18 protein-coding genes are annotated in these 25545 nt (G+C 63.8%); 11 read left to right on the top strand and 7 right to left on the bottom strand.

Going from position 1 to position 25545, the window contains the following annotated elements; all coding sequences use genetic code 11:
* Window positions 1-3 precede the first annotated feature (3 nt).
* The gene (gene hppD, locus IC234_RS00800) at window positions 4-1137 is read right to left on the bottom strand and encodes a 4-hydroxyphenylpyruvate dioxygenase (RefSeq protein ID WP_190921933.1); all 1134 of its coding nucleotides are present in this window, start codon (window positions 1135-1137) and stop codon (window positions 4-6) included.
* Window positions 1138-1306: 169 nt separating this feature from the next.
* On the opposite strand from hppD, the gene IC234_RS00805 reads away from it, so the two are divergent.
* The 4 genes from IC234_RS00805 to IC234_RS00820 all read left to right on the top strand — a co-directional run bounded on the left by IC234_RS00805 (window position 1307) and on the right by IC234_RS00820 (window position 5972).
* Complete coding sequence (locus tag IC234_RS00805; RefSeq protein WP_190921934.1) at window positions 1307-1693, top strand: hypothetical protein; 387 nt, start codon at window positions 1307-1309, stop codon at window positions 1691-1693.
* 146 nt (window positions 1694-1839) lie between these two features.
* Window positions 1840-2199, top strand: coding sequence for a DUF952 domain-containing protein (locus tag IC234_RS00810; RefSeq protein ID WP_190921935.1), 360 nt, complete (start codon window positions 1840-1842; stop codon window positions 2197-2199).
* A gap of 79 nt (window positions 2200-2278) precedes the next feature.
* Window positions 2279-3121: a hypothetical protein gene (locus IC234_RS00815; protein WP_190921936.1), complete on the top strand. Its 843-nt coding sequence runs from the start codon at window positions 2279-2281 to the stop codon at window positions 3119-3121.
* 277 nt (window positions 3122-3398) lie between these two features.
* Entirely contained in the window at window positions 3399-5972 is a 2574-nt protein-coding gene (locus IC234_RS00820) for a pectinesterase family protein (protein WP_190921937.1), read from the top strand.
* Between the two features lie 146 nt (window positions 5973-6118).
* Here IC234_RS00820 and IC234_RS00825 read toward each other — a convergent pair whose 3' ends face one another.
* Window positions 6119-8038, bottom strand: coding sequence for an ABC-F family ATP-binding cassette domain-containing protein (locus IC234_RS00825; RefSeq protein WP_190921938.1), 1920 nt, complete (start codon window positions 8036-8038; stop codon window positions 6119-6121).
* Between the two features lie 159 nt (window positions 8039-8197).
* On the opposite strand from IC234_RS00825, the gene IC234_RS00830 reads away from it, so the two are divergent.
* The gene (locus IC234_RS00830) at window positions 8198-9094 is read left to right on the top strand and encodes a hypothetical protein (protein ID WP_190921939.1); all 897 of its coding nucleotides are present in this window, start codon (window positions 8198-8200) and stop codon (window positions 9092-9094) included.
* 124 nt (window positions 9095-9218) lie between these two features.
* Here the strand turns inward: IC234_RS00830 and IC234_RS00835 are convergent, their stop codons facing one another.
* The 3 genes from IC234_RS00835 to IC234_RS00845 all read right to left on the bottom strand — a co-directional run bounded on the left by IC234_RS00835 (window position 9219) and on the right by IC234_RS00845 (window position 15356).
* Window positions 9219-9767 carry a cupin domain-containing protein gene (locus tag IC234_RS00835; RefSeq protein WP_190921940.1) on the bottom strand — a complete coding sequence of 183 codons (549 nt, stop codon included), beginning with the start codon at window positions 9765-9767 and terminating at the stop codon, window positions 9219-9221.
* 150 nt (window positions 9768-9917) lie between these two features.
* The gene (locus IC234_RS00840) at window positions 9918-12746 is read right to left on the bottom strand and encodes an alpha/beta hydrolase family protein (RefSeq protein WP_190921941.1); all 2829 of its coding nucleotides are present in this window, start codon (window positions 12744-12746) and stop codon (window positions 9918-9920) included.
* A 48-nt stretch (window positions 12747-12794) separates the two neighbouring features.
* Window positions 12795-15356, bottom strand: coding sequence for an ABC transporter permease (locus IC234_RS00845; RefSeq protein ID WP_317173305.1), 2562 nt, complete (start codon window positions 15354-15356; stop codon window positions 12795-12797).
* Window positions 15357-15575: 219 nt separating this feature from the next.
* Between IC234_RS00845 and IC234_RS00850 the strand changes: the two genes are divergently transcribed.
* Window positions 15576-16541 carry an OmpA family protein gene (locus IC234_RS00850; RefSeq protein ID WP_190921942.1) on the top strand — a complete coding sequence of 322 codons (966 nt, stop codon included), beginning with the start codon at window positions 15576-15578 and terminating at the stop codon, window positions 16539-16541.
* A 49-nt stretch (window positions 16542-16590) separates the two neighbouring features.
* On the opposite strand, the gene IC234_RS00855 is transcribed toward IC234_RS00850, so the two are convergent.
* Window positions 16591-17268 (bottom strand): ABC transporter ATP-binding protein, encoded by a 678-nt coding sequence (locus IC234_RS00855; RefSeq protein WP_190921943.1) that lies wholly within the window; start codon window positions 17266-17268, stop codon window positions 16591-16593.
* Between the two features lie 195 nt (window positions 17269-17463).
* Here IC234_RS00855 and IC234_RS00860 point away from each other — a divergent pair, with 195 nt between their 5' ends.
* On the top strand, window positions 17464-18159 hold the full coding sequence (locus tag IC234_RS00860) for an arylesterase (RefSeq protein WP_190921944.1): 696 nt from the start codon (window positions 17464-17466) through the stop codon (window positions 18157-18159).
* A 102-nt stretch (window positions 18160-18261) separates the two neighbouring features.
* Here IC234_RS00860 and IC234_RS00865 read toward each other — a convergent pair whose 3' ends face one another.
* Entirely contained in the window at window positions 18262-18489 is a 228-nt protein-coding gene (locus IC234_RS00865) for a hypothetical protein (RefSeq protein ID WP_190921945.1), read from the bottom strand.
* Window positions 18490-18593: 104 nt separating this feature from the next.
* On the opposite strand from IC234_RS00865, the gene murI reads away from it, so the two are divergent.
* The 4 genes from murI to pelA all read left to right on the top strand — a co-directional run bounded on the left by murI (window position 18594) and on the right by pelA (window position 25527).
* Window positions 18594-19430: a glutamate racemase gene (murI, locus tag IC234_RS00870; RefSeq protein ID WP_190921946.1), complete on the top strand. Its 837-nt coding sequence runs from the start codon at window positions 18594-18596 to the stop codon at window positions 19428-19430.
* A 142-nt stretch (window positions 19431-19572) separates the two neighbouring features.
* Window positions 19573-22719, top strand: coding sequence for an IPT/TIG domain-containing protein (locus tag IC234_RS00875; protein WP_190921947.1), 3147 nt, complete (start codon window positions 19573-19575; stop codon window positions 22717-22719).
* A 205-nt stretch (window positions 22720-22924) separates the two neighbouring features.
* Window positions 22925-23281, top strand: a complete 357-nt coding sequence (locus IC234_RS00880; protein WP_190921948.1) for a cupin domain-containing protein — start codon at window positions 22925-22927, stop codon at window positions 23279-23281.
* Window positions 23282-23475: 194 nt separating this feature from the next.
* Complete coding sequence (gene pelA / locus IC234_RS21665; RefSeq protein WP_223827416.1) at window positions 23476-25527, top strand: pectate lyase; 2052 nt, start codon at window positions 23476-23478, stop codon at window positions 25525-25527.
* The last annotated feature ends 18 nt before the right edge of the window (window positions 25528-25545 follow it).

Consider the following 25545-nt stretch of genomic DNA (forward strand, 5'->3'; position numbering starts at 1 on the left):
AGCCTACAAGTTGCCCCGCAGCGCCTGCTCGCGCTCGATGCTCTCAAACAGCGCCTTGAAGTTGCCTTTGCCGAAGCTCTTGGCGCCTTTGCGCTGAATGATTTCGTAGAACACCGTGGGCCGGTCTTCCACGGGCTTGGTGAAAATCTGGAGCAAGTAGCCTTCCTCGTCGCGGTCCACCAGCAGGTTCAGGGCTTTCAACGATTCCAGGTCTTCGTCGATAGCGCCGATGCGCTCCAGCAGGTCTTCGTAGTAGGCGCCGGGCACCGTGAGGAATTCCACGCCGCGGCGGCGCAGCTCGGTCACGGTGGCGCGGATGTCCTTGGTGGCAATGGCGATGTGCTGCACGCCGGGCGAGTGGTAGTAGTCGAGGTACTCCTCAATCTGCGACTTCTTCTTGCCTTCGGCGGGCTCGTTGATGGGGAATTTCACGTAGCCGTTGCCGTTGGATACCACCTTCGACATGAGGGCCGAATATTCGGTCGAAATGTCTTCGTCGTCGAACGTGAGCAGGAGCTTGAAGCCCATCACGTCCTCGTAAAACTTCACCCACTGGTTCATTTCGCCCCAGCCCACGTTGCCCACGCAGTGGTCCACGTGCAGCAGGCCCACCGGGGCGCCCTGGGGCACGCCGCTGCTCTTGGCCACAAAGCCGGGCATGAACGGGCCCGTGTAGTTGGTGCGCTCCACGAAGGTGTGCACGCTCTCGCCGTAGGTGTAGATGCCCGAGAGCGTCACGCTGCCGTGCTCGTCCTCAATGGTGTAGGGCTCGAAGGCCGATTTGGCGCCGCGCTTGGTGGTTTCTTCCCACGACTTGCGGGCGTCGTCCACCCACAGGGCCATCACCTTCACGCCGTCGCCGTGCTGGGCCACGTGGCGCGTGATGTCGGAGTCGGGCAGGAGGGAGGTGGTGAGCACCAGCCGGATTTTGCCCTGCTGGAGCACGTAGCTGGCGCGGTCGCGCAGGCCGGTTTCGGGGCCGGCGTAGGCCACCAGCTCGAAGCCGAACGCGGCCTGGTAGTAGTAGGCCGACTGCTTGGCGTTGCCCACGTAGAATTCAACGAAGTCGGTGCCTTTGAGCGGGAGGAAGTCCTGGGCGGGCTGGGCCAGCACTTCGGGCGAGGTCATGGTTTGCATGGGCGCGGTTGAAAGGGAAATGGGTGGGGGATGAACGCAGTAAAAATACGGGTTTGATTGGTTATGCGCTCCATTTGGCGGATTGGCGGGCTGCGTCGGCCGCGGCGCCGCGCAGGTTTGGCAATTCATTCCCATTTTTGTGTCCAATCATCTGCCTTAGCGCCACCCAATGAATACCGAAGAACTGAACCGCGCCCTCGTGGCCCTGATTGAGAAGAAAGCCGAGCTGCACACCCTCACCTACGACGACGCCCGCTACGACGACGTGGAAGAAGCCCTGCACGACCTCGAAGACGACTTTAACGACGAGTACGGCGACTTCCTCGAAACGGCGCTCGACAAGGTGCACTCCGACCTGAAGTCGGACACCGACGTGCTGCTCCCCACCGCCTACCTGCCCAGCAACCCCAATTCGACGCCCTCGCCCAAAGAAGGCGTGTGGGTGGATTCCGAGAAATACCCCGGCAAAGAAGCTCGCATCACGCTGGTGCCCAACCCCGTGCGTATCATGTTGACCGTAGGCAAAAACGTGCAGCAGGAGCTCTGGAAAGCATAAGGCTGCCGGTTTCTTGACGAAAAACAGAACGTCATACGGAGCGCAGCCGAAGCCTCTCTACCACGCAACTAATTCATGCGTGCGGTAGAGGTGCTTCGGCTGCGCTCCGCATGACGTTCTGTTTTCACAATTCCAAATAGACCAATATGCTCTACCGCATTGCCGAGCCCGCCGACTGGGAGCACGCCCAGCAGACCGGCTTCTTTGCCAGCCCCGACCTCGCCGCCGAGGGCTTCATTCACTCCTCCGAGCAACATCAGATTCTGGAAACGGCCCGCCGCTACTACGCGGGCCGCACCGATTTGCTCTTGCTGGAATGGGACGAAGCGGCTCTGGCCGCGGCCGACGTGCGCGTCGAGCGCGAATGGGTGGCGAGCCGGCAGCAGCATTTTGCCCACGTGTTCGGCCCGGTGCCGCTGGCTGCCACTTGCCGCGTCTGGCCCCTTGAGACCAATCAAGGGGGAGAATTTCGGTTGCCGTTGGAGTTGCATTCGGCGGGCGAATAAATTTTTAAAGTCCGGTGCAACCCCCGCGCGGTGCGGCGCATCTTCCGCCCAGAAGCAAACCTCTAAAACGTTCCGTTTTATGCTGTCTCTCTACTTGCGACCGTTGCGCTGGCTGGCCTTGGTGGGGCTGGCCACGGCCTGCGCTCCCACCTACCAGCTGGGCTTGAAACCCGTCAAATCGACCGGCCTGTTTGCCGAGGGCCGCGAGCAGGCCCAGGCCGTGGCCGACAGCGTGGAAGTCCGGCTGAGCTTTGTGTGCTACGAGGCCAACCGGGTGGTGTTCGAGGCCGAGTACCGCAACCCCACGCGCCGCTCGCTGGTGGTCGACCCGGCCGCGTTTCAGTACGAAGCCAACCGCCTGCCGGCCCCCGCGGCCGAGCCCAAAGCCAAGCGCCCCAAGCCCCTGCCCGGCGCCGAAGTAACGGCCGCCGTGGCCGCCGCCAGCATGTCGCTGCCCTTGCCGCCGCTGCCGCCCCAGGCCGTGGCCGCCTTCGACCCCGAACCCGAAATCAGCGCCCTGAAGGCCAAAGCCGATAAGGAAGCCGAGAAGGCCTCTCGCTTCGACTGGCTGGGCCTAGGCCTGGCCGCTGCCAGCCTGGCCACCGACGTGGCCAGCATTGGCAAGCGCGAAACCGCGGCCCAATACCAGAACCGGGTGGCCATTCACGACGCGGCCGTGGCCTACAACGTGATTTCCAGCGCCACCAAAATCGAGCACGCCGTGGCCGCCGAGGTGCTGCAGCAGCGCGCCGCCCTGCTGCAGGACTACGCCCTGCGCAAAGTGACCCTGGAGCCCGGCCAGCAGGTGCGCGGCTACCTCTACTTCCCGCGCTACGACGCCGCCGACGGCTTCGTGCTGAAGGCCCCGGTGGGCAGCACCGTGGTGCCGCTGGAATTTGCGCAGGTGCGCACGCGGCAGTAAGCGTTAGGCCAGAATTCGATGGAAGGCCCTTGCAGCGATGCGAGGGCCTTTTTTTATGATTGAACTGAGCCGCCGGTAGGTTTCCGTAGCTGCTGCATGGGGCTGTGTAGGGTAGGGGCGCATGCGCGCGACATTCTGGGAACGTTGCCGGCAACGTTCCCGCTACTATTTATTCCATTTTGCATTGTTTCTATGAGCTCGGCCTTCACCTTTAGCCGCTGTCTTACGCCGCCATGGGCGGGGCAGGCTACTGGTTTTTAACCCAACGCTGTGCTATATGAAACAACGCTTTACGCTTTTGGCCTTGTTGCTGACCGCGCTGCTCCTGCTGGCGCAAGGCGCCCAGGCCCAGGCCTTCGACCTGGTAGTGGCCAAAGACGGTTCGGGCGCTTACCGGACGGTGCAGGCCGCCATCAACGCCGCTCCCACGGGGCGCACCACGGTTTTCACCATTTTTATCAAAAACGGCAAGTACCGGGAGAAACTGACGGTGCCCGCCAACAAGCCGTTTTTGCAATTCGTCGGGGAGAGCGTGGCGGGCACCGTGCTGACCTGGAACGACGCCAACACGCCCACGTTTCCGGGCAACTCGGCCAGCGTCATCATCAATGCTTCCGATGTCAGCGCGCTGAATATCACCTTCGAAAACTCGTACGGGGATGCGCCGCAAGGGCTGGCCATGTACATCACCGGCGACCGGGTGGCGTTTAAAAACTGCCGTTTCCTGGGCGGGCAAGACACCATGCAGCTCAACTCGCAGGCCGGCAACCGCAGCTATTTCAAAGAGTGCTACATCGATGGCGTAGTCGATTTCATTTTTGGCGCCGGCCGCGGGCTGTTTGAAAACTGCATCGTCTACCCGCGCACCCGGCGCGACGGCGGCAGCGGCGGCTATATCACCGCCGCCAATACCCAGCCGGGCCAGGCCTACGGGTTTGTGTTTCGCAATTGCACCATTCCGGAAAACCGGGGCACGACCACCTATACCCTGGGCCGGCCCTGGCAGAACGACCTGGGCTCGACGCCAACCGACCGCTCGGCCTCCCGGGTAGTGTGGCTGAACACCACCATGGGCAATTCCATCAAGCCCGCCGGCTGGCAGGTGTGGGACGCGGGCACGGTGACTAGCGTCATTCAGTACGCCGAGTACAAAAGCCGGGACTTTAGCGGCAACCTGGTGAATACCAGCCAGCGCGTGCCGTGGTCTTTTCAGCTCGCCGACGCCGACACGGTGAACTACACCCGCGCCGCCGTGCTGGGCAGCTGGGACCCCTGCACCGTGGTGCCCAACTTCTGCGGCCATCAGGACCCGGCCATTGCGGTGTCGAATTTCCGGGCCGTGAAAGGCAGTGGCCCGGCCCCGTCGGCCCTGACCTGGAACAGCAGCTGGCTGATTGCGGGCGTGCAGTACCAACTGTTCCGTAGCTCGGCGCGCCGCGGCACCTACACGCAGCTCTACAGCACCACCTCCTCGGTGGCCGCCAATATCAACTTTGGCACCACGGACCCCATTCCGTCGCCGGGCACGTCTTATTTCTACTACGTGCGGGCTTCCAAAACCGGCCTGGCCACGCACGTAACCGATACGTTGGAGATTTCGAGCACGCCCACCATTTTCACCTCGGGCACCACGCAGGCCTTTCTGCAGGGCGGCACGCCACCCTCTGCCGCCCAAAACCTGCTGGTGAGTGCCGAGAACCTGACGGGCGCCGTCACGGTGACGCCACCGGCCGGATTTGAGGTATCGGCGAACGGCGGGGCAACGTGGTTTGGTAGCGCCGCGCCACTCGCTTTGGCCCCCGGCAGCGCCGGCGCCGTGGCCAGCACCACCCTTAGCGTGCGCCTCAACGCGGCGGCCGTGGGCACCTACGGCGGCAATCTGACGCTGGCCAGCGCCGGGGCCGCCACGGTCAATGTGCCGGTATCGGGGCTGAAGCAGGCCGCGGCTTTGCCCCAATCGGTGGTGCTGCAGTGGTGGCCCATGGCCCGCAGCAGCCAGGACAGCGCCGCCGTGCGCGTGGCCGCGCTGCAAGTCAGCACGCCCACGCTGCGCAAGTTCGTGCTGTCCAGCGGTTCAGCGGCGGCCACCATCCCGCCGTATTCCCGCACCTACGGCCAGGCGTTTGCGCCCGTGGCCGACGGCGGCTGGACCACCGCCCTGGGCGGCAACGGCGGCAACCTGAACCGGACGTACTACGAGCAATTCACCATAGCCCCGAGCGGAGGCAGCGCCGTGCGGCTCGATTCGGTAGTATTCAACGCCTACGTTACGGGCTCGGTGAGCAACACCAAGCTGGCCGTGGTGTGGTCGCGCAGCGGTTTCGCCACCGACTCGGCCGACGTGACCGGGGGCAAAGGTCCCGGCGGCATTCTGCTCAGCTCGGCCAACGGCGGGTTCGCGACGCCCATTCTGACCACCAACACCAGCGCCGCTTACCGCCTTGCGCTGGCCGGCGCCACGGGCCTCACGCTGGCCGCTGGGCAGCGGCTCACGTTCCGCGTGTACTTCAGCTGCGGCTCCACCACGGTCACCACGCGCTTCGCCACCCTGAAAAACGTGCAGGCGAAGGGCGAAGCCAACCTGGTCAGCGGGGCGCGCCGTGCAGTGGCGCAGCCCCTCCAGCTCTACCCCAACCCCGCCACTGCCCAGTGCCTGGTGATGCACCCGGCCGCCAGCCGCGAGGCTAGTATTGCGGTGTATTCATCCCTGGGGCAGCGGGTAGCCACGGTGCCATGCGCGGCCGGGGCCCAGCAAACACTCCTCAATCTTACTTCCTTGGCGCCAGGCTTTTATGTAGTGCGATACACGGGTGATAATGAGCAGTTTGTCGTGCCTTTGCGCAAAGAGTAGCGCCCGGGTTCGTGCCGTGTGGCGGCGCGGTATAAGTGAAAAAGCAAAGTGGGGAATGCGCAAGCCAGCCGGCTTGTGCATTCCCCGCTTCCGGTTGAAGGGCATTTGAAAAAGCGGCTGGGATTGCAGCCGATGGCTCCGAGGAATTAGCCGAGGTCCGCCAGCTCCAGCCAGCGCAATTCTTTCTCCTCCAATTCTTCATTCAGGGCCGAGAGCCGGGCGCCCCAGGCCGCAAAGTCCTGCGGCGAGCCGCTGCCGCCGTTCAGCTTGGCGGTGATGTCCTGTTTCTCGGCTTCCAGCGCCGCCATGGCTTTTTCGAGCTGCTCGTACTCCTTTTTCTCGGCGAAGGTGGCGCGGCGCTTCTGCGGCGACGGGGCTACGGCGGTGCTCACGGCGGCCGGCGTGATGGCGGCTTTGGCGGCGGCGCGGGCGGCTTTGGCAGCTTTCTCTTCTTCAATCAGCGCGGCTTCGGCTTCGCGCTCGGCGAGGTACTCGCGGTAATCGGTGTAGTTGCCGGGGAAGTTGAGGACGGCCCCGCCGGGCTCCAGCACGAAGAGGTGCTCGGCGAGGTGGTCGAGGAAGTACCGGTCGTGGCTCACGATGAGCAGGCAGCCGGAGAAGTGCAGCAGGAAGTCTTCCAGGATGTTGAGCGTGCCCAGGTCGAGGTCGTTGGTGGGTTCGTCAAGAATCAGGAAGTTGGGGTTCTTGATGAGCACGCGCAGCAGCTGCAGGCGGCGCTTTTCGCCGCCGCTCAGCTTGCTCACCAGCGTGTACTGCTGGGCCGGCGGAAACAGGAACAAATTCAGGAACTGGCTGGCGGTGAGCACGTCGCCGTTGGCCAGCTCCACCACTTCGGCCACTTCCTTCACGATGTCGATGACGCGCTGCGAGGGGTCGAATTCCAGCTCGGTCTGGGTGTAGTAGCCAAACACGGTGGTCAGGCCAACGTCGATGGTGCCGGAGTCGGGCTGCAGCTTGCCGGTGAGCATGTTGAGCAGCGTAGACTTGCCCGCGCCATTCGGGCCCACGAGGCCGATGCGGTCCTTCTTCTTGAACACGTAGCTGAAATCATCCAGCACCACGTTGTCGCCGAAGCGTTTGTTCAAGTGGCTGGCTTCGATGATTTTGCCGCCCTGACGGGTGGTTTTCACGCTCAGCTCCACCTGCTGCTTGCTGAGGTTGGTGCTGGCCTTCTCTTTGGTGACGTAGAAGGCGTCGATGCGGGCTTTTTGCTTCGTGCCGCGCGCCTGGGGCATGCGGCGCATCCACTCCAATTCCTTCTTGAAGAGCTGGCGGGCCTTTTCTACTTCGGTGGCTTCGCGCATTTCGCGGTCGGCTTTTTTCTCCACGAAGTAGGCGTAGTTGCCTTGGTAGCGGTACACCTGGCCCTTGTCGAGCTCCACGATTTCGTTGGCCACCTTGTCGAGGAAGTACCGGTCGTGGGTCACCATCAGCAGGGTGAGGGTGGGGGAGGAGAGGCGATTTTCAAGCCACTCAATGGTGCTGAGGTCCAGGTGGTTGGTGGGCTCGTCGAGCAGCAGCACGTCGGGCTCTTCGATGAGGACGCGGGCCAGGGCCACGCGCTTGCGCTGCCCGCCCGAGAGCTGGGCCACGTTGCGGGTGAGCAAGTCGCCGAGGATGCCGAGGCGGCCGAGAATCTGCTGCACCTGGGCTTCGTAGTCCCAGGCGTTGAGGGCGTCCATGCGCTCAAGCACGCGCTGCAGGTCGTCGGATTTGTGGTTGGGGTCGTTCACGACGTGCTCGTACTCCTGAATGGCCTTGAGCGTGTCGTTTTGGCTGGCGAAGATGGTTTGCTCCACGCTCAGGCTTTCGTCGAACACGGGGTTCTGGCCCAGGTACGTCACGCGGATGCCTTTGCGCACGCTCACCTCGCCGGTGTCGGGGGCTTCGAGGCCGGCCAGCACCTTCATGAGGGTGGTTTTGCCGGTGCCGTTGATGCCCACAAAGGCCACGCGCTGGCCTTGGTTGAGGCCGAAGTTGAGGTCTTTAAACAGCCAGCGGTCGGCGTAATTCTTCGAGATGTTCTCGGCGGATAACAGGTTCATAGGCCGCAAAGGTACGGCCGGGGCGGGCGGGGTTGGGTTTGTATATCGGTTGGCAAAACAGCCGGCGGGCGAATCAATGCCTTCTCAGGCAATTTATAAAACCCTGTCACGTTGTTTTTCTATACAGGCTTATGTTTGCCTTTGCACAAAATCAACCACATGAAATTTCTACCCTTACTTGTCTGCCACCTGTTCCCTATCGTAAGTATTTACGCAAGAACGTCACCACTCACAGAAGTAGCTGATTCAAGTCTTTATTTCGGCAAAAAGCCTTTAGTAAAGTCAGTTAAATTAACCAGCTTCGAGCGTTATCAGTGGGACGCTAGTGTAGATGCATCCTTTATTCTACCCTCCTTTTATCAAGTATATGCTACTGGTTACTACGGAAATACTGCCTACGGTTACGGAAACGGCCTTAACGCCTACGGCTATGGGTCGGTGTATAACGGAGTATATACGTTCGCTAACACTCGCTCGACCCGGCTAATGTTTCGTAAGAATGAATCGGTCATGAATGCCACCAATATCCCGGTGCGCAAAGGGGCCTACCGGGCCCAACTTTATATAGGTGGAGGGTATTCGCAGACTTCGAAGGATTCTGTACAATTCAGTAACAACGTAGGTTCAGTAAACTATTATTTCCCCAAAAGCAATACGAGCTTCTCAATTGGAGTGGGGCTTGGTTATGAATGGCAGCACCAATTGGGTCGGTTTCAGCTAATTTATGGATACGACGTGTTTGCGCGCTACAACAGTGCTTCCGATACAGGAACTTTTCGCAACGGCCGAACTGCTCCTGATGCTACTTCTACAGACAACCATTCTTTTAGTGCCGGCGTGGCACCCTTGGCCGGCGTGAAATATTTTGTGAGTTCGCAATTTTCAATTTCATTCGAATCAACTTATTCCATTGGGTATTATAGCAGTTCATCAAGTTTCACTGGTCCTATCTATGGTGTGTTTGGCCGAAGCTATAAGGAGCAAGGCATTAGCTATGGTCTTACACCGTTGTCAGCTATCAACGCTACGTTTCACTTCGGGCAAACGAACCCCTAGCAGCATTTAATAAGTAATAAGTGGCGCGGATTTGCCGTTCCTTCCGCGGCGCCCGACACGCCCCGCCGCGGCGGGGGCGGCGGGGCGCACCGCCACCACGGGGCGTGGGTGAGCGCCCACAGCGCTACTCCGTGGTTTTGCCGTCGAACCGGGTTTCGTGCTGCTCGGCCTCCCGCTTGGTGGCCCGCACCACGCCGTCTTGGTGCTGCGGGGCGGCGTAGATAGTGTACAGTTTCAGGGCCTTGGTCGGGCTGGTGTTGATGACGTTGTGCGCAGTTCCGGCCGGCGCAATCACGGCGTCGCCGTCTCGCACCAGGTATTCGTGGCCGTTGACGACGCACTTGCCGGTACCCTCTTCGAAGCGGAAAAACTGGTCGGCGTTGGGGTGGGTTTCGCTGCCGATTTCCTCGCCGGGCTTCAGGCTCATGAGCACCAGCTGCAGGTGCTGGCCGGTGTAGCGCACGTGGCGGAAGTCGCGGTTGGCGCGGGTGTCCTGCTCGATATTGCTTTTGAAGCCCTGCTTGTGAGGCGGTGGGGTGCGCAGCACCGCGTTGCGGACGGGCGAAGCGGGCGGGATGCCGCCATTGGCTTCGCCGGATTTGGGTTGGTCCGAATCAGCGACGCACGCCGATAGGAAAGCCAGTAGCACGGGTGTTAAGAAGGTGGTTTTCATGGGCCAGGCATTGAGGTTGCAAACGCCCTCAATATGCGTTTAGGCCAATGCGTTGGGTATGCGCGGGGTCATGAAAACCACTGATTTTGCTTAGGGTGCGCGGCTTTGGCGTGTGCGCTGCCGGGGGTAGAGACGCAAGGTATTGCGTCTCTACATCCCGGCGCCCTTCGCCGGTTCCAAGCCCCAGTTGCGGCCTTTTTCCACGGCGGGCACGCCTTTTTCCAGCCACACGGGCGCGGGGGCGCCTTTCAGGTAATGGTCGAAGAACTGCAGCTCGCGAATGGAAATGTCCTTGCGGTTTTCGCGCTTCAAGAGGTTGTGGGCCTCGCCGTTGTATTGGAGCAGCCATACGGGCTTGCCCAGGCGGCGCAGGTCCGTAAACATCTCGATGCCCTGGTACCACGGCACGGCCCCGTCGGCGTCGTTGGCCATGATGACCACCGGCGTCTGCACCTTGGGTAGCGAGAAGAGCGGCGAGTTGCGGAGGTAGGCGTCCGTCTTTTCCCAGAGCGTGCCGCCGATGCGGCTTTGGGTGCGCTCGTACTGGAACTGCCGGCTCACGCCCGATTCCCAGCGGATGCCGCCGTAGGCCGAGGTCATGTTCACGACGGGCGCGCCGGCCCAGGCGGCGGCGTACAGGTTGGTTTGGGTGATGAGGTAGGCCACCTGGTAGCCGCCCCAGCTCTGGCCCTGAATGCCGAGGTGGGCACCGTCGACCCAGGGGTTTTTCTTCAGCGCTTCCACGCCCGAGTTCACGTATTCCACGGCTGAGGGGCCGGGCTCGCCCACGGTGTAGCTGATGTCGGGCGTGAAGACGAGGTAGCCGTTGCTGGCAAACATGGCGATGTCGAGGCGCGAAGGCGTGGGGGCCGGGGCCTGGTAGCGGTAGATGCCGTCGGACAGCTTTTCGTAGAAGTACGAAATCAGGGGGTACTTCTTCGCGGGGTCAAAGTTTTCGGGCTTGTAGAGCACGCCGGTGGCCTTGTGGCCCTGGGGCGTGGTCCAGTGCACCAGCTCGGCCGTGAACCAGTTGTAGTCCTGCTGCTGGGCGTTGATGGCGCTCAGCTTGGTCTCTTTGCGCAGGTCGGTGCTCACGTACACGTCGGCCGGCTGGCTCACGCTGGACTTGGTGTAGAGCAGCGTGCCGGCGTTTTTGGCCTGCATGAGGGGTGAGTAGCTCACGGGCCCTATGGCCACGAGTTGCGGCGCTTTGGTGCCGGCTATGGCTTTGCGGTAGTAGCCCCACTGCTTGGTTTCGGTATTTTGGGCCAGCAGTAGGAGCTCATCTTTGGGCTCGATGAACTTCTTTTTCTCCACCGGAATGCGGTAGCGGAAGGTCAGCTTGCCGGCGCGGCCCAGGCCATTGGTGAAGTTGACGGCGGCCCCGGTTTTGGGGTTGATTTTCCAGATGTCGTACCGGTCATACACCAGCACGGCCCCGTCGTTTTTGGTCCAGGCGGCCACGCCGTAGGGTTCGGGGTCGGTGGGCGAGTCGTTTTCTTCGTCGGTGAAGGAAACGGGGAGCTGGCCGGTCAGGTTGGTGGTGCGGCGGGTGGCCGCGGCGAAGGAAAACCAGGCCTTGGCCGCGTCGTCGTACCACAGGGCGTAGTCGCCGTTGGGCGACAGCTGAAACCGGCTTTTGAGGGCCTGCGGGTTGATGGCCACGCGCTGCCCGGTGGTGGTAGAAACCAGAAACGCCTGCCGGCGCGCGGCGCCTTCCCACTGCGCCGCAATACGCTTGGCCGTATCGGTGAGAGCCAACACGTACTCGGCGTTGGTGTTTTCGGCCAGGAAAGATTCACGCAGGTACTCGTCTTCGAGCTGAATAAACAGATTGCCGCGCTTGGGGTAGAGCACGGCCAGGTAATTGCGCTGCAGGTCCTTCTTCAGGTTTTTGAGCTGCGTGGGCTGCAGGTAGTCGTCCTTGTAGTTCCAGATGTCGAGCTTGGCGTGCTCAAACTCTACCAGCGAGGTGTCCTGCGGAATGGGGTCGGGGGCGGTGCCGAAAAACAGCTTCTCGCCGTTGTCGCTGAACTGAATTTTGCCAAAGCCGCTCGGCGACCAGTTGGCCTTCAGGGTCTTATCGCCCGGCCGCAGGATGATGGCGGCCGAGTCGATGGCGAAGTTGGTGTAGTACAGGCTGAACGGCTTCACCAGGGCCTTCTCGGGGTGCTTCTCGGCCGCGAAAGCCAGCTGCTTGCCGGCTTCGTCGAACGCCAGGTTTTTGTAGGTGCCCTTGCCGCTACTCAACTTCCGAAGGCTGCCGCCCGGCACGTCGAACGCATACAGGCCCGACTGCACGTCCTGGCTGCCTTTCGGGGCCAGCACGGCGAAGGCCACGCGGTTGCCCGGCTTGCTGATTTGGTAATCGGTCACGGCCGCAAACTCCCGGCTGCTGCCGGCCGGCAGGTTGAGCACGGTGAGAGGCGCGCCGGCTTTGTTGGCGTCGAGCAGGCCGTCGGTGAGCTTCTTGAGGGTGTCGGCCGGGGCTTTGGGCTTGGCGTCTTTCAGCACCGGCTTGTTGCCCAGGAAGGCCAGCACCGCAGCTTTTTCGGCCAGCTGCCACGACTTTACATTGGCATATTTCGTGAGCTTGCCGGTTTCGAGGGCATACACGCCCAGCGAATCTTTGGGCATGTCGTCGGGCTTTTTCTTTTTGATGCGCGCCTGCCGCACCAGCGCGTAGGGCGGCTTAATGGAAAACGCCACAAACCGGGAATCGGCCGAGAAAGCCGCCGAGTCGCCCCGGCCAATCTGGGCCAGCTGGCGGTTGCCGGCCGTTTTGATATACAAGGTGCCGTCGCCCTGCTGGGGCTTCACCTGGTAGAGCACAAACTTGCCGTTGTTGCTGATTTTGGGGTTGACGACGCTTTCCCACCGGTCGTAAACGGAATGGTCGAGCGGCTTTTTGGGCGTTTGCTGGGCCAGGGCGGGCACTTGGCAAACCAGCGCGGCAATGAATAGAACGGACTTGGGCATAGCTGGAAATGGGATTCTTCCCAAATATACCTCCAGCCCCCGCTGCCGTTAGCCCTCGGCCCGCAGCACTTCCAGCGGCGAGCGACGCAGCACCTCCCGGCTATTGAACAGCCCAATGGCCGCCGTGAGCACCGTGACCAGCGCGGCCAGGCCCAGCAGCGGCAGCAGCGCCGGCCCGAAGCTGGCACTGAACACCCACACCGCCAGCGCCCAGGCCGCCAGCAGCGCCAGCCCAATGCCCGCCAGCGCCGCCAGCAGGCCCAGCAGGCCGTATTCGACCAGCGTGATGCGCAGAATCTGGGCCCGGCTGGCGCCCAGCGTGCGCAGCAGCACGCTTTCGCGCACGCGCTGGTAGCGGCTGATGACCACCGAACTGCTGAGCACCAGCAAGCCGGTGAGGATGCTGAAGCCGGCCATGAAGCGGATGACGAAGGAAATTTTGCCGATGAGGTCGTCCAACGTCTGCAGAATCAGGGCCAGGTCGATGGCCGACACGTTGGGGAATTCCTGCACCAGCCGCTGCTGCACGGCCGCCAGCGCCGCCGTGTTGGGCGTGCGCGTGAGCAGCACCGTAAACTGCGGCGCCTGCTCCAGCACGCCCGCCGGAAACACCAGCAAAAAGCTGGGCTGCACCCGCGCCCGGTCAATCTCGCGGGTGCCGCCGATGACCACCCGCATGGGCGCGCCCTGCACGTTGAAGTCCAGCGTGTCGCCGAGCTTGAGCTTGGCGCGCTGCAGGTAGCCGGCTTCTACCGAAATGCGCGGGGTGCCGTCGGGGGCCAGGCCGGGCAGGGTGCCGTCCACCAGCTTTTCGGAAGAGTTGAGCGAGTCGCGGTACGTGACGCGGTACTCGCGGGTGAGGGCCCAGGGCGGGATGCCGGTGGTGGTGTCCTTTTTCAATTCGGCCACCGAGCGGCCGTTGATGGCCTTCAGGCTCATGGTCACGATGGGCACCCGCTGCAGCACGGGCAATTGTTGCGCCTTCAGCAAGTCCTCGACGCCGGCCCGCTGCTCGCGTTGGATGTCGAACAGCACCAGGTTGGGCTGCTGGCCCTGCCCGGCTATCTGCACACGGCCCAGCAGCAGGGCTTGGGTCAGGAAAAGCGTGGCCAGCAGGAAGGTGCCCAGGCCAATGGACGTGACCAGCGTGAGGGTTTGGTTTTGAGGTCGAAACAGGTTGGCCAGGCCCTGCCGCCACACGTAGCTCCAGCCGGTGGGGAAGAAGTTGCGCACCAGCTCCATTAGCAGGCGGCCCACGGCGCCCAAGGCCACCACCGCCACCAGCAGCCCCGCGCCGAAACCCAGCGCCGTCTTCCAGCTCTGGGTTTGCTGGTAGGCAAAGGCCAGAATGAACAAGCCAATGACGGCCATCACGAGTCCGCGCCACGCGTCGGGTTTTTCCGCCTCGTCTTCAAACGCCGTGCGCAGCACCCGCAGCGGCGACACCCGCCGCACGCTCAGCAGCGGCAGCAGGGCAAACAGCACCGCCATCAGCAAGCCCGTGGCCAGGCCGGTCAGCACGGCCGGCCACGAGACACTCACGGTGATGTCGACGGGCAAAAAGTCGCCCAGCACGCGCGGCAAGAGGCCCTGCACCGCTGCGCCCAACAGCGAGCCCAGCACCGCGCCCACCAGCCCCAGCCCCGCGGTTTGAATCAAATAAATGAGCAGCGCCTGCCGGCCGCTGGCGCCCAGGCAGCGCAGCACGGCCACGGCGGCCAGCTTTTCGCGCACATACAGGTTCACGGCGCTGGCCACGCCCACGCAGCCCAGCAGCAGCGCCACAAAGGCCACCAGGCTGAGGTAGCGGGTGAGGTCGGCGAAGGCACGGCCGGTTTGCTCCTGGCGGGTGGCCACGGTGTCGGCGTCGATGTCGGCCTTGTCGAGGCGGGTTTGCAGCGTTTTCACCACGGCCGCCACGTCGGTGCCCGGCGCAAATTGGTAGGAGCGCCGGTATTGCAAGCGGCTGCCGCGCTGCACCAGGCCCGTTTGGCGCACCAGCGCAAGCGGGATAAACACCGTGGGCGCCACCGCCGTGCTGATGCCCGACTGTCCCGGCGTCTTCAATACCCGCCCGATGATGAGCAGCCGCACCTTGCCCACCTGCACCGAGTCGCCCACCCGCGCCCCAAACTGGGCCAGCAGGGCATCGTCGACCAGCGCGCCCGGCGCGGTGCTGTCCTGCACGAAGCGTTGGGCGGCGGTGCGCGGCTCGGTCTGCCAGTCGCCGTAGAAAAAGCCGCCGTCGCGGGCGCGCACCTGCACCAGCCGCACACCCCGGTTGGGCCGAAACTCGACCATGGAGGCAAAGGCCACCTCGCGGGTGCGAGCCGTGCCCAGTTGGTTGAGCGTGGGCCGCAGCTCTTTGGAAAACCCTTTGCTGCCGGTCAGCACCAGGTCGGCCCCCAGCAGCTCCCGTGCCTGCCCGCTGATGCTGCTGGCCAGGTTGTCGCCAAAGGAATTGATGCCCACCAGCGCTGCGATGCCCAGAATGATGCTGGCCATGAACAGCAGCCGCCGCGCCCGGCTGCGGCGGCTGTCGCGCCAGGCCATGCGGAAAAGCCAGGGAAAAGCGGGGCGAGAAGCGGGAGGAGTGGGGGAGGGCGTCACGGGAAGGAATGTAAAATTGGGGGCGCGGCATGGCAGTCAGTGAAACCTGGGTTACCACTGCATCAGCGGAGGCATAGACGTAGAAAGTAGGCCAGTCACTTTAAGCAGCTGTTCCGACAACGGTAACGGCCTGCGCGAAGTTGGCCACTGAGGCTGTGCGTTATTTAGCGCCTAGTGAGTTGCTTAAGGCACAATGCCGCGAATAAATTCGGCCAGAAAATGAAATCAAGGGTACTGTTTTCGCAAATGATGGGTCGGGTGGGGTGTTGGCTAGCACTGTTTGCCGGTTTCGTTGGGTGCCATTCGGCGCGGGTAGTGCCGGCAATTAGCAGCGGCCAGCCGTCTGCCGGGGTTCAACTGCCGGAGAAGCCACTGGTTCGCGTGCAAGGCCATTTTTATGGTCCCCAAGACTCCTTAACGGTGGTTCCAGGGGTGGCAGTGGACTTTAGTTGCTGCGGAACTGATGCGGCGGTGCAGCACTGGCGCGACACCACCAAGGTCGATGGGTCGTACCGCGTGGCCATGCCTGCGGGCCGCACTTATCTGGTGGCCCTAAGCAAGGATGGTGAAAACATCGAAACACAGGAGTTTCCCGTGCCGGAATCAGCTACTGATTCAGTCGTTGTTAAGAATTTCTATCTGAATTATGATGGGCCCGAAAATCCGGAGCGTTGGTGGCCGAACATTTATTTCGCTATCCGGCGGTTTGACTTACAACCAACGAGCCTGACCACGATGGACAGCGTTATCCGGCGGTTGAATGCTACTCCCAATTCGGGTCTGCTGGTAGAAAGCCACGCCGAGCCTTTCGAGGTTCCTGGTGGCGAGCCCGACCCCGAACGGTATTTGCTGCGTCTCGGCTGGCGCCGGGCTGAGGCCGCCTATACCCATTTGCTGAGAAAAGGCATCTCGGAAAACCGGCTGGTCAGCTTTAGTTACGGTGCCAAGCGGCCCGCCGCACCCGACGACTCTCCTGAACATCGTCAACTCAACCGCCGGGTTGAATTCAAAACCGTAGGGCTTGAGTTCATCCCATCAAAGGAAGAGAAACTCCGGCTAAATGGCTTGTCAAAAACGCCCGCTCATCTAACCAAAACACCCGTCTCTAAGAACCTGAAGCAAGCGTCCGGCCGCCGCGCAGTTCCACCAAAGCCCGTTTCTTACCCAAGCAAGAGCCGCCGCTGAAAAGCGGCTTTAAGCATCAAAAGCTGCTGGCGATGCTATTGACCTAGCCTCAGCCCAGCACTTCCTCCACCACTTTGCCGCCGCGCAGCCGCAGCGTCCGCTGGGTTTTGGCGGCTAGCTCCAGGTCGTGGGTCACCAGCACAAGGGTGGTGCCGGCCTCGCGGTTTAGCTCGAACAATAAATCAACCACTCGCTCGCTGGTGTCGGGGTCGAGGTTGCCGGTGGGCTCGTCGGCGAAGAGCAGGGCGGGGCGGTTGGCGAAGGCGCGGGCCAGGCTCACGCGCTGCTGCTCGCCGCCCGAAAGCTGGGCCGGGTAGTGGTGCGCGCGGGCGGCCAGCCCCACGCGGTCGAGCAGGGCCAGGGCCGTTTGGGCGGCGCCGCGCTGGCCGCGCAGCTCCAGCGGCACCAGCACGTTTTCGAGGGCCGTGAGGGTGGGCAGCAGCTGGAAGTTCTGGAAGATGAAGCCCACGTGCTGGTTGCGCACGGCCGCCCGCTGGTCTTCACTCAGGTGGTCAAGCTGAATGCCGTTGAGCCACACGCTGCCCGCGGTGGCGCGGTCGAGGCCCGCGCAGAGGCCCAGCAGCGTGGTTTTGCCCGAGCCTGAAGGCCCCACGATGGCAAACGTGTCGCCGGCCTGCAGCTCGAAGCTGACGGCGTGCAGCACCGTGAGCTCGTGCCCGGCGCTGGGGTAGGTTTTGGTGAGGTTGTCGACGCGAAGAATGCTCATGCAGGGAAAGTCTAGGCAATATTTTTGGCGGCCAAACGTCGGCCGGGGGCGTTTCGCCGTTTGGTGGTCGGGGAGGGGCCGGCCCCCGGCCCGCACACGTAACCGGGCCACTCGCCGTTCGTTACGGGTAGCGAAGACGCATAGCCCTTCCCCATGTTTTGTAGTCCTTACGGCTTCCTGCCCAAAACGCTGTCCATGAATAGAGTTAGTTCCTCGTTTGCCGCCGCCTTTTTCGCCCTCGTGCTGGGGGCGTGCAATTCCAACCCGCCCGCCGAGCAAGCCACCGCCCCACGGGCCGCCGCCCAACGCCCCGGCGCCGAGGCCGCCACGCCCACGGGCAAAAAGCGCCTGCTGTTCTTCGGCAACAGCCTCACGGCCGGCTACGGCGTCGAACCCGAGCAGGCATTCCCGGGCCTGATTGGCCAGAAAATCGACTCGCTCAAGCTGGGGTACGAAGTCGTCAACGCCGGGCTGAGCGGCGAAACCACCGCCGGCGGGCTCAGCCGGGTGGGGTGGGTGTTGCGTCAGCCCGTCGACGTGTTTGTGCTGGAGCTGGGCGGCAACGACGGCCTGCGCGGGCTGCCGCTCACCGCCACCCGGCGCAACCTGCAGGGCATCATCGACACGGTGCGGCGCCGCAGCCCCAACGCCCAAATCGTGCTGGCCGGCATGCAGATACCGCCCAACCTGGGCGTCAGCTACGCGGCCGACTTCAAAGCCATTTACCAAGACCTGGCCACCAAAAACAACCTCGTCCTCATTCCGTTCCTACTAGATGGCGTGGGCGGCGACCGCAGCCTCAACCAGGCCGACGGCATTCACCCCACGCCGACGGGGCACCGCATTGTGGCGCGCACGGTGTGGGCGGTGCTACAGCCGCTGCTTCGATAGGGTAAGAGGGTATGGGGGTAGGAGGGTAGGAATTGATGCACAACAGCTGCCATACTTAGGATAACTCTTACCCTCACACACCCATACCCTCTTACCCTACTTTTATATCACCCGCAGGCCGTCCACGTTCACTTCGTCGCGCAGCAGCTCGAGGTTGCGGTAGGCGAGGGGCCGGCCGGCGTCGGTGCTGAGGTCGGGCAGGGCGGCGCGGGCGGCGTCGAGGGTGAGCTGGGTGAGCTTGCGGGCGCCGAGGTATATGGCCACGGGGCGGCCCTGGCGGGCGTCGTGCGCGGCCAGCGCGTGGTCGATTTCGGCCAGAATGGTGCTCATGGCAAAGATGTGAGCTGAAAAGTAGGCGGAAATATACCGAGATTTCCAAAAACCCACATGCCCGGGCCCCGCGGCGGCGTGGCGCGCCGGCCTACCTTTGCGCCATGACAACTGCTGCTTCTGCCTCGGCGCTGGCCGCCCGGCCCATTGGCATGTTCGACTCCGGCATCGGCGGCCTCACCGTGGCGCGGGCGGTGGCGCGGCGCCTGCCCCACGAGCGCATCGTGTACTTCGGCGACACCGCCCACCTGCCCTACGGCGACAAAAGCGCGGCCGCCATTCAGGCGTATTCCGTCAAGATTTGCGATTTGCTGCTGCGCCAGCATTGCAAGCTGATAATGATAGCCTGCAATTCGGCCTCGGCCGCGGCCTACGAGCTGGTGCGCGAGTACGTGGGCTCCAAAGCGCGGGTGCTGAACGTGATTGACCCGATTGTGGCGCACCTGGGCCGGGCCTACGCCGGCCGCCGCGTGGGCCTCATCGGCACCAAGCAAACGGTGAATTCCAACGTGTATAAAAAGAAGGTTGACGAGCTGGACGCCGGCGTCGACCTGCACTCGCTGGCCACGCCCTTGCTGGTGCCCATGATAGAGGAAGGCTTTTTCCGCAACTCCATCAGCGACGACATCATCGGCACGTATTTGAGCAACGCCGCGCTGGCCGACATCGACGCCCTGGTGCTGGCCTGCACGCACTACCCGCTCATCAAGGAGCAGATAGCCCGCTACTACGCCGGCCGCGTCGACGTGCTGGACGCTTCCGACGTGGTGGCCGCCGATGCCGAAGCCTACCTGGCGGCCCACGGCCTGCTGGCGCCCCCGGCCGCCGCGCCGCCCGCGCATCACTTCTACGTGTCGGATTTCACCCGCTCGTTTGAGGAAAGCACGCGCATCTTTTTCGAGCAGGAAGTGCACCTTGAACATTATCCGCTCTGGGAGTAATCACGGGCAACCATTTGCCCCGCCGCAAGGTCATTTTGGCGTAACTTTCCAGTGGCCGCGCCGGCCTACCTTTGCCGCCGGTACCCCTGCGTTTTCATCACTTCTTCATTTTCCTATTTCCGTTCACTTTTACTCCTTCTGTATGAAGCAATTCTTCGCTGGCAGGCTACTCAAGTGCCTGATGTTTCTGGTGTGCCTGTGGCCCATGCTGGGTTCCGCAGCCCCCTTCACTCCCGGTAACCTGGTGGTGGTGCGCGTAGGCGATGGCGGCGCGACGGCCCTCTCGCCCGCTGCCGCCCCCACCTTTCTACTAGAGTACACGCCGGCCGGTGTGCTGGTGCAAACCATCGCGCTGCCCACGGCCGCCGCTGGCAACAACAGCATTCTGACCAACACCGGCTCGTCGGGCTCTGATGCCCTGCTCACCCGCTCGGTGAACGGCGCTTACCTCGTGCTCACCGGCTACGACGCCGCCGTGGGCACCGCCTCTTTGTCTGGTACGGCCTCGGCCGCCAACAACCGCGTTATCGGCCGCATTGCCGCCGACGGCACCTTCGACACCAGCACCCGCCTGAGCGACGGCTTTAGCGGTGGCAACATCCGCTCGGCCGCTACCGTCGACGGCACCACGTTCTACGCCGTGGGCTCGACCGGCGGCGTGCGCTACGCTCCGCTGGGCAACCCGGCTTCCGGTACCAGCACCGTGGTGTCGGCGGTGCCTTCGAACAACCGCGGCGTGGGCATCTACAACGGCAACCTGTACGTGTCCTCGTCCACCACGACGGGCGGCAACTTCCTGGGCATTTCGCAGGTGGGCACCGGCCTGCCCACCGCCACCGGCACTACGACTACGCCGCTGCCGGGCTTTCCTAGCACCACGGGCCCCAGCCCCTACGGTTTTTACTTTGCTGACCTGAGCACCACCGTTCCCGGCGTGGATGTGGTGTACGTGGCCGACGACCGCACCACGGTAGACGGCGGCGTGCAGAAGTGGAGCCTGGTGGGCGGCACCTGGACGCTGAACGGCGTCATCACGGGCGCCACGGCCACCACGGCGGGCCCGGCCCTGCGCGGCCTCAACGGCAGCCTCATCGGCACCACGGTGAACCTGGCCACCAGCTCTTCGACCAACCTGTACTTCATCACCGACAACGCCGGCTACAACGCGGCGCCCAGCAACCTGGTGTTGCCCGCCTCCGTTGCCACGGCCGGCACCAACGCCAACTTCCGCGGCGTGGCCTTTGCGCCCGAGTCGACGGTGGCCGCGCCCACCATCACCAGCTTCACGCCCACCGCGGGCGGCCCCGGCGCTACCGTTACCATCACGGGCACTAACCTGATCGGCGCCACGGCCGTGACCCTGAACGGCGTGGCCATCACGGGTTTCACCGTGGTGAACGCCACCACCATCACCTTCACCGTGCCTGCCACGGCCACGTCCGGCACCATTGCCGTGACCACGCCCGGCGGCACCGTGACCAGCACCGGCACCTTCACGTTTAACGCGCCGGCCGCTGCGCCCACCATCACGAGCTTCACGCCCACCAGCGGCCCCGTGGGCACCACCGTCACCGTGACGGGCACCAACTTCACGGGCGCTACCGGCGCCACGCTCAACGGCACGGCCGTGACCAACTTCATGGTGATGAGCGCCACGTCGGTGATGTTTGACGTGCCCACGGGCGCTACCTCCGGCACCATTGCCGTGACCACGCCGGCCGGCACCGGCACCAGCACGGGCACCTTCACGGTGAGCGCCCCGGTGGTGACGCCGGTGATTTCGGGCCTCTCGCCCACGGCCCAGGTGGCCGGCGGCCCGGCCGTGACGCTCACGGTAACGGCCACGGGCATCACGCCCACCACCACCGTTAACTTCAACGGCATTTCTTACACCCAGACCAGCAGCACGGCCACGACCGTGACCGTGACCATCCCGGCTTCGGTGCTGGCCACGGCCGGCAGCTTCCCCGTGACGCTGACCAACTCGGCCGGTACTTCCAATGCCTTCACCTTCGTGGTGAGCAACCCCAGCACGGCTGGCGCTTTCGAAACCTTTGAGGCCGGCACCAAGACCAGCTACACCGCCGGCACCGTGACGCTGACCAGCGGCGTGTGGAACTTCGCCAATGCCCTTATCGGCGACTCGTTTGCCGACAAATTCAACGGGCTGAAGTCGGCCCGCCTGCGCACCGGCGGCGCCATCAGCATGAACTTTGACAAGCCCAACGGCGCGGGCACCATCATCATCAACTCGGCCCTGTACGGCACCGACACCGGCGCGTCGTTCCTGCTGGAAATTTCGACCGACGGCGGCACCACCTACACCACCGTGCCCGGTGCTCCGGCCGCCCTCACGGCCACGCTCACGCCCTACACCTTCGCGGTGAACCAGGCCGGCAACGTGCGCCTGCGCATCAGCAACACCGTGACGACTACGACGGCCACGGCGCCCCGCATCATCATCGACGACATCTCGATTTCGGATTTTGTGGCCCCCAACAACCCGGTGCCGGTTATCACGACCATCTCGCCGAACTCGGTGCAGGTGGGCTCCAACGCGACCATTACCCTCACGGGCACGGGTTTCACCAGCGCTTCGAGCGTTATTGTGACCGGGGCAACCATTCCGACCACGACCATTCCGAGCACGTTCGTGTCGGCTACGCAAATCACCGCTACGGTGCCCGCTGGCGCTCCGGCAGGCACCTACACCGTGACCGTGGTGAACCCCACGCCCGGCGGCGGAACTTCCAACGGCGTGACGTTCACGATTGTAACCCCGGTGCCCACCATCACCAGCTTCACGCCCACCACGGGCGGCCCCGGCACCACGGTGACCATCACGGGCACCAACCTGCTGGGCGCCACGGCGGTCCGCATCGGCTCTTTCAACGTGCCCAACTTCTCGGTGGTATCGGCCACGAGCATCACCTTCGTGGTACCCAGCGGCACGGGCAGCGTGACGGGCGTTATCACGGTGGTAACTCCCGGCGGCACGGCCACCAGCACCGGTTCGTTCAACCTGGTGTCGGCGGCGCTGGCCAGCCAGGCCCTGCCCGGCCTGCTCGTGTACCCGAACCCGGCTGCTGACCGCGTGACGGTGAGCCTGCCCTCGGCGGGCGCTGCTACGGTGGCCCTGCGCGACCTGGCCGGCCGCCTGGTGCTGGCGCCGGTGGCGCTTGGCGCCGACAAGCAGGTGCTGCTGCCCGTAGGCCTCGCGGCCGGCGTGTACATGCTGGAAGTGCGCCAGGGCGAGGTGTTCGCCGTGCGCCGCATCCAGAAGAACTAACGGTTCTGCACAGTTGCCCGGCCGTTGTTGGCTGGGCTGGTAGAGAAAAGCCCCCGCTGCTGCGGGGGCTTTTTTTGTGGCCGAAAGCCGGCTGCGGCATCGTTGTCGGGAACGATTGCGCAAGTAAAATGGGCGCAAGCTTTGGCCTGGGCGATAAATGGTCGGACTTTTAATAACCCAATTCACCCCTGCCCCCCGCGTAGCAATGACCACCGACGCCACTTTTGAATCCAGCAAGCCTTCGTTCGTGCCCGATGCCGGCGCCCAGTGGGAAACCACCGGCCCCGGCGTGCGCCGCAAGGTGCTGGCCCACGGCCCCGACCTGATGCTGACGCGCGTGGCCTTCGAAACCGGCGGCGTGGGCGCCCGGCACAACCATCTGCACGCCCAGCTGAGCTACGTGGAAAGCGGCTCCTTTGCCTACACCATTGCCGACGAGACGCAGACGCTGCGCGCCGGCGACAGCTGCTACGTGCCGCCGCTGGCCTGGCACGGCGTGGAGTGCCTGGAAGCCGGCGTGCTGGTGGACGCCTTTACCCCACGGCGCGACGATTTTCTGTAAGCAACGCCGCGGTCAAACGGCAAAGCCGTTGGCCCGGTCGTCATAGCACGCGAGGCGGCCGAACGGCAGCCGTTGAACGACATTTTTTATTAACAATCACGCCATTGCCGCCCGAACGGCGTGGCCTTCGACCGGGTTGGTGGTTTCGCCGCCGGACCGGTCCCCGAACCCCTTCGCCTACTTTTCTACGCCCCATGAAAACAACTGCCTTGCGCCTGCTGGGACTGGCGTTGCTCTTGCTGCTGAGCTTCTGGCTGCTGCCGGCCCGGGCCCAGACCGTGACCGTGGCCGCAGATGGCTCCGCGAATTTTCGGACCATCCAAGAGGCCATCAACAGCTTGCCGGCCACGGCTGCCCGGCCACGCACGGTGTACATCAAAAACGGCACTTACCGCGAGAAGGTGTACGTGGACGGCAAAGCCAACCTCGTGCTCAAGGGGCAAAGCGAAAGGGGCGTTGTCCTGACCTTTCCGCAGGCCCGCGACATGTGGCTGTGCGGCCCCGATGCCAAGGCCGACGACTGGGGCGTGGCCACCCTCAACCTGCGCAACAGCCCCGACATCACCCTCGAAAACCTGAGCGTGGTGAACAGCTACGGCTTCAACGCCGCCGGCGAGGTCACCATTGACTGCCCAACGGCGCCCGGCGGCCAGAAGAAAGTGAGTAAAAACGGCCACCAGATGGCCCTGCGGGCCCTCCCCGGCGCCACGCGCCTGATAGCGCGGCACTGCACCTTCCGGGCCCTGGGCGGCGACACGGTGAGCCCCTGGGACACGGAAGCTGGCGCCTACTATTTCAAGGACTGCACCATGGAGGGCGGCGTGGATTTTTACTGCCCCCGCGGCTGGGCCTACGCCGAAAACTGCCGTTTCATCTGCCATAGCAAGGAAGCGGCCATCTGGCACGACGGCTCGGGCAGCCGCGACTCGAAAACGGTGCTGCGCAACTGCTCCTTTGTTGGCGACGACGGCTTCAAGCTGGGGCGCTTCCACCGGGAGGCGCAGTTTTACCTGGTCGATTGCACCTTTGCCCGGAACATGGCCGATGCCGACATCTACCACGCCGTTTCGGGCCCCGGGCCCAAGCAGTGGGGCCGCCGCGTGTACTACGCCAACTGCCACCGCCAGGGCGGCGACTACGCTTGGCACCGCGACAACCTAGCCACCGTCGAGGGCGCGCCGAAGCCCAAAGACCTCACTGCCGCCTGGACCTTCGGCGGGCGCTGGAACCCGCTGACGGGCGCCGTGGCCGCAACGGCCCCCGGCGTGCCCGCCGCACAGCTCGACACCACGGCCGAAAAGATGCTGCTCTACCAGCGCGCCGTGGGCGGCTGGCCCAAGGCCTTGGGCGAAGTGAAAATCAACTACGCCGCCCGCCTGAGCGAGGGCGCCCGCGCGGGCTTGCTCGACAGCAAGAACCAGAACGATGCCACCATCGACAACGACGCCACCACCCGCGAAATCCACTACCTGCTCAAAGCCTTTCAGCACACCCACAACCCGGCCTACCGCCAGGGCGCCGAAAACGGCATCCGCTACCTGCTGAAAATGCAGTACCCCAACGGCGGCTTCCCGCAGTTTTACCCCGACCTGAGTGGCTACCGGCGCGAAATTACCTTCAACGACGACGCCATGATTCGGGCCCTGGGCGTGCTGCGCCGCGTGGCCCGCAAGGAGGAGCGCTACGCCCTGGTCGGCCCGGAGCTGGTGCCCCTGGCGCAGGCCGCCGTGGCCCGCGGCGTCGACTGCATCCTGAAAACGCAGGTACTCCAGAACGGTCGCCCCACCGCCTGGTGCGCCCAATACGACGAAGTGAGCCTGCTGCCCGCCAAAGCCCGCGCCTTCGAGCTGCCTTCGCTGAGCGGGGCGGAGTCGGTAGGCATCGTGCGCTTCCTAATGGACGAACCCGTCACGCCCGCCGTGAAGGCCTCCATCGAGGGGGCCGTGTCCTGGTTTGAGCAGGTGAAAATGCCGGGCTACGCGCTCAAGGAAATTGCCGCCCCGCAGGAGAAAACCCACCGCGACCGGGTGATTGTGCCGCAGCCCGGCGCCACCCTCTGGGCGCGGTTCTACGAGTTGGGCACCAACCGGCCCATCTACGTGGGGCGCGACAGCCAAGTGCATTACCAACTCAGCGAGATTGAAAACGAGCGCCGCGCCGGCTACGTGTACGCCAGCACCTGGCCGGCCGAACTGCTGCAGAAGGAATACCCCGCCTGGCAGAAACGAGTGGCCGCAGCCAAATAGGCAGTTTGGACGTGTATC

Source organism: Hymenobacter armeniacus (assembly GCF_014699055.1).
GTDB lineage: Bacteria > Bacteroidota > Bacteroidia > Cytophagales > Hymenobacteraceae > Hymenobacter > Hymenobacter armeniacus.